General features: G+C 40.7%; 1 protein-coding gene and 1 pseudogene. Both read left to right on the top strand.

The genetic code is table 11. The features are described 5' to 3' along the window. Nucleotides 1–348, top strand: a 348-nt coding sequence (locus tag GCE9029_RS26670; RefSeq protein WP_197475450.1) for a hypothetical protein, incomplete at its 5' end; no start/stop codon positions are given. Nucleotides 349–435: 87 nt separating this feature from the next. Next, nucleotides 436–518, top strand: a pseudogene (locus tag GCE9029_RS26450) (LysE family translocator); the annotation flags it as partial.

The raw sequence follows: 518 nt of genomic DNA, 5'->3' as shown, positions 1-518 counted from the left end.
AATTCTGATACAGGTGCTCGTTACGAGGGGCTGCTTTTATTTTATAAGTACAAATTAAACGCCGATTTTCATGCCTACCTAGGTCGACAAGCCTTTTTAACAGGTAAAATGGACGCAGCCTTGTCTTCATATAAGGAAGCCTTATCGCAATTAGCCCCAGTAAAAGACAACCCTGAGACGCTGTCATCTATTAAGCAGCTAGAAGGGATTATTGATGAAATAGAAAAAGAGCTTGGGGCGAAGCGAGAAGCAGAAGAGACCACTGTTGAAGATGAGGAGAGCAGCATCAATGACGAATGGGATAAATTCATGGACGACGCCACGTTTAAAGAAAAGAAACGCTTCTAACCTAATCCACAGAATTCATCGCTTTGTGCTATCCAAAGTTCTATTTTTCACGTTATAGTCAGCTTTTAATATTAATAGGGTGATGCGGTGAATCTAGCTCTTTTAAGTGCGTTTATACCCACTTTTTTCTTTGTATCTATCACCCCTGGTATGTGTATGACCCTCGCAAT

It is taken from the genome of Grimontia celer (genome assembly GCF_900055185.1).
GTDB classification, from domain to species: Bacteria; Pseudomonadota; Gammaproteobacteria; order Enterobacterales; family Vibrionaceae; genus Enterovibrio; species Enterovibrio celer.
Note: the sequence above shows the minus strand (reverse complement) of the source record. Positions and strands in the feature narration are given on the sequence as shown.